General features: G+C 32.5%; 3 protein-coding genes. All 3 read left to right on the top strand.

The window, feature by feature from the left end; all coding sequences use genetic code 11:
• Nucleotides 1–1,579: 1,579 nt before the first annotated feature.
• Nucleotides 1,580–2,965 carry a tetratricopeptide repeat protein gene (locus AC3DU7_RS19790; RefSeq protein WP_488041027.1) on the top strand — a complete coding sequence of 462 codons (1,386 nt, stop codon included), beginning with the start codon at nt 1,580–1,582 and terminating at the stop codon, nt 2,963–2,965.
• A 229-nt stretch (nt 2,966–3,194) separates the two neighbouring features.
• Nucleotides 3,195–5,246 carry a tetratricopeptide repeat-containing sulfotransferase family protein gene (locus AC3DU7_RS19785; RefSeq protein WP_488041026.1) on the top strand — a complete coding sequence of 684 codons (2,052 nt, stop codon included), beginning with the start codon at nt 3,195–3,197 and terminating at the stop codon, nt 5,244–5,246.
• A 232-nt stretch (nt 5,247–5,478) separates the two neighbouring features.
• The coding region (locus tag AC3DU7_RS19780; RefSeq protein ID WP_488041025.1) for a tetratricopeptide repeat protein at nt 5,479–7,493 on the top strand (2,015 nt) is incomplete at its 3' end.

Genomic DNA, 7,493 nt, shown 5'->3' with positions numbered 1-7,493 from the left:
GAATTTTTTGTCAAAAAAAGAGAGTCAGACTATGATATTTTTTCAAAAATTTATTGATCGATCAATCCCTAGGAGTTTAAATAATTATTTCCAAATTCATCATCAAAGACTAGAAGAGTATTTAGGAATGAAATTTAACTGGGATTAGGAGTAAATTCAGTTATCAGTCATCAGTTATCAGTATTTCCTGGAATAGGGAGGCGAGAAGATGTATAATTTGATTTTTTATCCTCTTAAAAAGCCAGGGTTGAGAAGCGATATTTTTATCAAAAAAAGAGAGATTGAAATCTGGGTGGGCTAAAATTAGGTCATTTCAGTTATCAGTTAACCTCCTCCGGAGGAACTGCGTCATAATATTATTTCAAAAATTTATTGATTCATCAATCCCTAGGAGTTTAAATAATTATTTCCAAATTCATCATCAAAGACTAGAAGAGTATTTAGGAATGAAATTTAACTGGAATTAACAGTAAATTCAGTTATCAGTTAACAGTACTTCCTGGAATTAGGGAGGCAAGAAAATACTGAGTTTCTTTTTTATACTCTTAAAAATTAGACTTGAGACCCGAATTTTTTGTCAAAAAAAGAGAGTCAGACTATGATATTTTTTCAAAAAATTATTGATTCATCAATCCTTAGGAGTTTAAATGATTATTTTTAAATTCATCATCAAAGACTAGAAGAGCATTGAGGAATAAAATTTAACTGGAATTAGGAGTAAATTCAGTTATCAATTATCAGTACTTTCTGGAATAGGCAGGCAAGAAAATACTGAATTTTATTTTTTATTCCTTTAAAAATTAAGCCTTGAGACCCGAATTTTTTGTCAGAAAAAGAGAGATTGAAATCTGGATGGGCTACAATCAGGTTATGAGATTATTTCAAATATTTATTGATCGATCAATCCGTAGGAGTTTAAATGATTATTTCCAAATTCATAATCTAAAGGCTAGAAGAATATTTAGGAATGAAACTTAATTGGAATTAAGAGGGGAAAAGAGAGATTAAAAGGGTGCATCTCATATTTGCAAAAATACTTTTTTCCTATAGCAATCAGGAATGAGTTGTGATAATTGAGGTGTTCCTTAAAAGTGTAGAATATAGCAATTATTATATTCATATGATACATTTTTTTCCTCTTCTCTGTTCCCATATCCGGTGTTCCCTAAAAATTTACAATATCTCACAACTCAAATCATATTGCTATATATATTCCCTGTTCCCTGTTTCCTGTTCCCATATCCGGTGTTCCCTAAAAGCGATAAATTTTTAGCTTTATTCAAAATTGAGGTACACCCGATTAAAATCTGGGTAGGCTACAATCAAGTTATAATATTATCTTTTATCAAATATATTTTATCAAAATAATTGGGTCGCGCAATCCCGCCTTTTAAGGCGAAATATTTTTGGAGGTTTCCTCAAATCCCTGTTACAAAAATAACTTCTGTACTGGGGAATGGCCATTCGACCCTACTGACTTCTGACTTCGTTTATGACCACTATTATTTTCTCCTGAATTCTAAATTCAGAATTCAGAATTCTGAATTCTGACTCAATTCAAACATTTTAAAACAGAAATATGTATTCGACTTTAACTCCAGAAATGTCAGCTTTTAGTTTATATCAAGAAGCAGAATCTTATTTAGAAGCTGGAAAATTAGATGAGGCTTATTTATACTGTGAAAAATCTCTAGAAATATTACCAGTTTATCCTTTGGCTTGTAAAACATTAGGAAATGTATTACAGGCAATGGGAAAGTTAGAAGAGGCGATAAGTTGGTATACAAAAGCTATAATGCAGCAGCCAAATTGGGCGGAGATATACATAAATATTGGGAGTTTATATGCTAAACAAAATGAATGGCAGCCAGCTATAGCTTGTTATGAAACAGCTATTGAATTACAACCAAATTTGCCTGGTGCTTATCGAAATTTATCTAGGGTTTGCCAAAAACTAGGTAACTTAAGTTTGGCAGAAAAATATTGGTCTCAAGCTCAAAAAATAGAATTAGAAAAGACTGCTTTAGAAAAAGTAAATCATGGGGATATTTTTTTCAATGAAGGTAAAACGGAAGAGGCAATAGCTGATTATCGTGAAGCTATAGAATTAAATCCTAATTTATCGGAAGCTTACTCTAAATTAGGAGAAATTTTTGTAGAACGAGGGGAACTAAATGCAGCGATCAATTGTTATCAACAATTGATTAAGCTTCTACCTAAAAACTGGATATTCTCTTACAAACTAGGCACAATTTTCCAAGATATAGGCAAATTAAATGATGCAATTAAGGCATTTCAACGAACTATAGAACTTAATCCCAATTTTCCTTGGTCTCACAAAAATTTAGCAGATATTTTGTATGAACAGGGTAAGTTAAATCAAGCTATTACTTATTATCATCAAGTAATTAAAATTAATCCTAAAAATTGGGATGCTTATTGTAAAAGAGGAGAAATATTGCTCAAGCAAGGAAAAATAAATCAAGCACTTATCATTTATCAAAGTGGTCTCAAGCTTAATCCTAATTTAGCGAGACTTCACTATAAAATGGGTGAAGCACTAAGTAAACAAAAAAAATTCCACTTAGCAATTTCATCTTACCGTCGAGCTATAGAATTAAAAGTAGATAACTATTTATTTTATCGTAAGTTAGCAGATGCTTTACAAGAACTAGGAGAACTAGATGAAGCAATTATTAATTATCAAACAGCTATAGAAATTAATCCTAATTCTTGCTGGTTATACACATCATTAGGAAAAGCATATATTCAACAAGAAAATTGGTCTGATGCTGTTGAATGTTTGAAAAAAGCAATACAAATTAAACCAGATCATCATAAAGCTTACGAGAAAATAGCTTATATTTTTGAACATTTAGGCGATCGCTCTGCAGCAGAGAAGTGGAGGAGTGGAGGAGTAGGGGAGTGGGGGAGTAGGGGAGTGGTTGCAAGGGTAAGTTTTTAAGATTGGACACGGAGACGCAGGGACGCGGGGAGGCGGAGATTGGATAATTGAGTAATTAATTTAATCTACTCGCTCTATTCATTAAAGAAAACTCCCGCGTCCATCTATCTGCGCGTCTTCCTCTCTCCGCGTCTCCGTGTCTCCCCCTCCCCACGTCCTCTTCTCCACTCAAAGTTCCCTATTCCCTAAAGCATAAAACTTTGTACGTTATCAACCCGAAAACTACTATATGTCTAATAATGAAAAGACAAAAAAACTAGCAATTAATTTCAACCAAATAGCAACATCTCATTTAGCTGAAGGAAAGTTAAATGAGGCTTATGCAGCTTGTTTAAAAGCATTAAATAGCCAACCAGAATTTGTACCAGCTTATAAAACGATGGGAGATATTTTTCAAGCACAAGGTGACATAGAAGCAGCAAAAAATTACTACAGTAAGGCTATTCAAATACTACCTAATTTTGCTGAAGCTCATGCCAACCTTGGTAGTATGTATGCCAAACAAAAGCAATGGAAATTAGCAATTTTTGCTTACGAAAAAGCTCTCAAAATTCAACCAAATTTAGCAGGAGTTTATCGAAATTTAGCTAAAGTCTGGCATAGTATTGGTCAAGAAAAATTAGCCACAGAATGTAATTATCAAGTAGTTATTCTAGAACCAGAGTCATTGACGGCTACAGAACATCTAAGTTTAGGAAAAAAACTTTTAGAATTAGACAAAATAGAGGCAGCAATTAACTGTTATCGCCATGCTATAAAAATCAACCCCAATTTATCAGCAGCATATCAATATTTAGGAGAAATTTTCAGTCAAAAGGGAGAATTAGAAGAAGCCTTAGTAGTTTTAAACCAAGGCATAAAATTAGCTCCTAAAAATCCTATAAATTACTACTTACTAGGGACAGTTTTCCAAGAAAAAAAAGAATATAATTTAGCCCACTCCGCCTATAGTAGTGCGATAAAACTCAAACCAGAAAATCATTTATTCCACAAAAAATTAGGAGATATCTTTCAAGAACAAGGTGAGCTAGAACAAGCGATCGCCTGTTACCAAAAATCGCTAGAAATCAATCCTAATTTTTTTTGGTCTTACTACAGTTTAGGTAATATATATACTAAACAACAACGATGGGATGAAGCAATTGATGTTTACCACCAAGCAACTATTATTAACCCTAAATTTCATCGACTTTACTTCTACTTAGGCAATGCTTTTCTACACAAACTTCAAAATGATAAAGCTGTAGACGCGTACCTGGAAGCTATTAGATTAAAACCAGAACATCCTTGGTTTTCCAATTACTCAACATTATGGAAATTTTTGGTAAATCAAGAGCAACTTCTGCCTGTATTTAAGTTATATCAAAACGCTACTCAACTTAATCCAAAAAGTGTTTTATGTTATCTAAACTTAGGAGAAATTTTTACAGAAATGGGAGATATAGATGCAGCAATTACCTGCTATAAAACTGCTTGTTATCATAAAATTAGCCAATCTCATCCAACTTTTGTTGAACAAAACTGGAATTCCCAAAATACTAGAAGACCTCACTTTATTATTATAGGCGCTCAAAAGAGCGGCACAACTTCTTTAGAAAATTACATCGCTCAACATCCTCAAGTTTTACCAGCTATTAAGAAAGAGACTCATTTTTGGTACAGAGGTTTTAATCAAGGAATTGATTGGTATCTTGCTCATTTTCCTCCAATTCCAAAATCAAAAAATTTTATTACTGGTGAAGCTACTCCTAATTATCTGGAATATTATCAGTCTGCTAAACGAATATATAATGTATTTCCTGATGTAAAATTATTAATAATTTTCAGAAATCCTGTAGATAGAGCCGTTTCTCAATATTATCATTGGGTGAGAATAAAAAGAGAAGAACGCTCTTTTGAAGAAGCTATAGATTCTGAATTGGAAATGCTTTTAAAAAGTCCAGATAGGCCCCAGGGCCATGGAAATTACTGGCAGAAACAACCAGGAAATTATATAGGTAGAGGTGTTTATATAGAATTTATTCAGAAATGGATGGAAGTATTCCCTAGAGAACAATTTCTAATTTTGAAAGGAGAAGACTTTTATGAAAAACCTGCTATTACTATGAAGCAAGTTTTTCATTTTTTGGGTTTGCCAGAATATCAACTGCCAAAATATAAAAAATTAAATTCTGGCTACTATAAACCGATTAGTAAATTTTTCCGTCAGAGGTTAAATGAATATTTTCAACCTCATAATCAGAGATTAGAAGAATATCTGGGGATAAAATTTAATTGGTAATATTAACTAGCTATTAGCTTTTCGTGATAGTCATGCTCCGCAAACAAGATTTAGCTAGCCTCTTGTAGAGGAACTGCGTTAACACCTAAAAATCCAAGGGGTCGGTGTCTCCCACGCTTATTTTAAAAATTAGTGGTGCGCCTTTTATTGGGGTTTAAATATCCTATTATACACCTTGAGAAGCTGATAGCTGACTGCTGACTGCTATTTCAAATCAGGATTCAGGAAAAATATGTCTTCTACAAAAAATCAAGAAATATCGACAATTAATTTAAACCAACAAGCAGAAATATATTTATCTCAAGGAAAGTTAGATGCAGCTCATGAAGCTTGTTTGAAAGCTATAGAAATTGTCCCTAATTGTGGGGAAGTTTATAAGACTATGGGTAATGTATTACAAGCAATGGAAAAGTTAGAATTGGCTAAAAATTCTTATCTCAAAGCAATTGAAGAAAATCCAACTCTAGCTGAAGCGTATGCAAATATAGGCAGTATATATGCTAGGCAAAAGCAGTGGGAAGAAGCTATAAAGTATTATCAAAAAGCTATTGAGATTAACCCAGAGAAAGCAGGTTTTTATAGGAATTTTGCTAGATTATGGCAAAGCTTAGGCAAGGAGCAGTTAGCTGTAGAATGCAGTTATCAAGCAGTTATTTTGGAACCAACTTCAGCTACAGCAAAAGAATACTTGGATTTAGGAAATAAGTTATTAGAATTAGGCAAATTAGAAGATGCGATAGCTTGTTACAATCAGGCAATAAAATCAGATAAAAAATTATCAGCAGCATACAATAAATTTGGAAATACTTTAGCTAAAAAAGGGGATATAGATGCAGCAATAACTGTTTACAGTCAAGGGATAAAAATAAGGCCAAATAATGCTAGATTACATTACAACTTAGGGGAAGCACTTACAATAAAACAACAATATCAGCAAGCTACTATTGCTTTTAATCGTGCTATAGAATTAAATCCCGATAATCATTTATTTTATGTAAAACTTGGAGATGTTTTACAAAAGCAGGATTTTTTAGATGAAGCGATCGCCTGTTTTATTCAAGCTTTACAAATTAAACCTAACTATGGATATAGTTATAATAAAATAGCTGATATTCTAGAAAAACAAACCTACACTGAAGCGGCGCAAGATTGTAGATTTCATAAGCATTTGCCAAGATATATATTAAAAAAATTTTGTCGATTAACAGAAGAGGATAAAGTTACTTCTAATTCCATAAACAGAATAAATTTAATCAATATATATCCTTCTAATCAAATATATTTATTGTTATCTCAAAATCTAGAAAAAAAACTTCATCCTGGTCTACAAATGAATCAAGTAAAATCAGGAGAAGCATTCGTGGCTATAGTTCCAGAAGCAAGATCTTGGGCAGATGGATGGAATAGCGCCGTTATTACTTCCGATAATAAACTGGTAACAGATATATCTTCTGGTGCTGCCGAACTAATTATATCTTCACGAAAATTATCCCCTATTTATCAGATAGATGGAACAGCAGCTTTTCTATCAGTTAGATGGGGTGGTGGTGGATATTATCATTGGATGTTTGATGTACTTGGGAGGATGTCTTTGCTATATCAAAGCAGTATAGATATATCGAGTATAGATAAGTTTGTTTTCAATACAATACAGACAAAGTTTCAGATAGAAAGTATCAAAACTTTAGGAATTTCTCAAGACAAAATTATAGAGAGTAACAATTATCCTCATCTCCATGCTCATAAATTAATAATTCCTTCAATTCCTTATAGGGAAGGATTTAGAAATACAAAGTGGGCTTGTGATTTTTTAAAAGAGACTTTTTTGCCAAAAAATTTCCTCAAATCATCATTAGCAGAGCGAATATATATAAGTCGTAAACAAGCATCAAAAAGACGAGTAGTGAATGAAGCAAAAGTAGTTAGTCTGCTAGAAAAATTTGGTTTTAAAATTATTATCTTAGAACTAATGTCAGTGGCAGAACAAGCATTATGTTTTGCTAATGCTAAAGTTGTAGTAGCCCCCCATGGTGCTGGATTAACTAACCTTGTATTTTGTAATTCTGGCACTAAAGTTATAGAATTTTTTGATTCTGAATATGTAGTTAAATGTTATTGGCTAATCAGTAATGTCTGTAGTTTGGAACATTACCATTTAATAGGTGATGAGTTTGATCGAGATTTTTCTGGTAAACCAGCACAAAAAGATATTTTTGTTAATTTGCAGAAACTATTAGACTTAATGAA

It is taken from the genome of Okeania sp., assembly GCF_983059655.1.
This window is presented reverse-complemented; position numbering and strand designations above follow the sequence as displayed.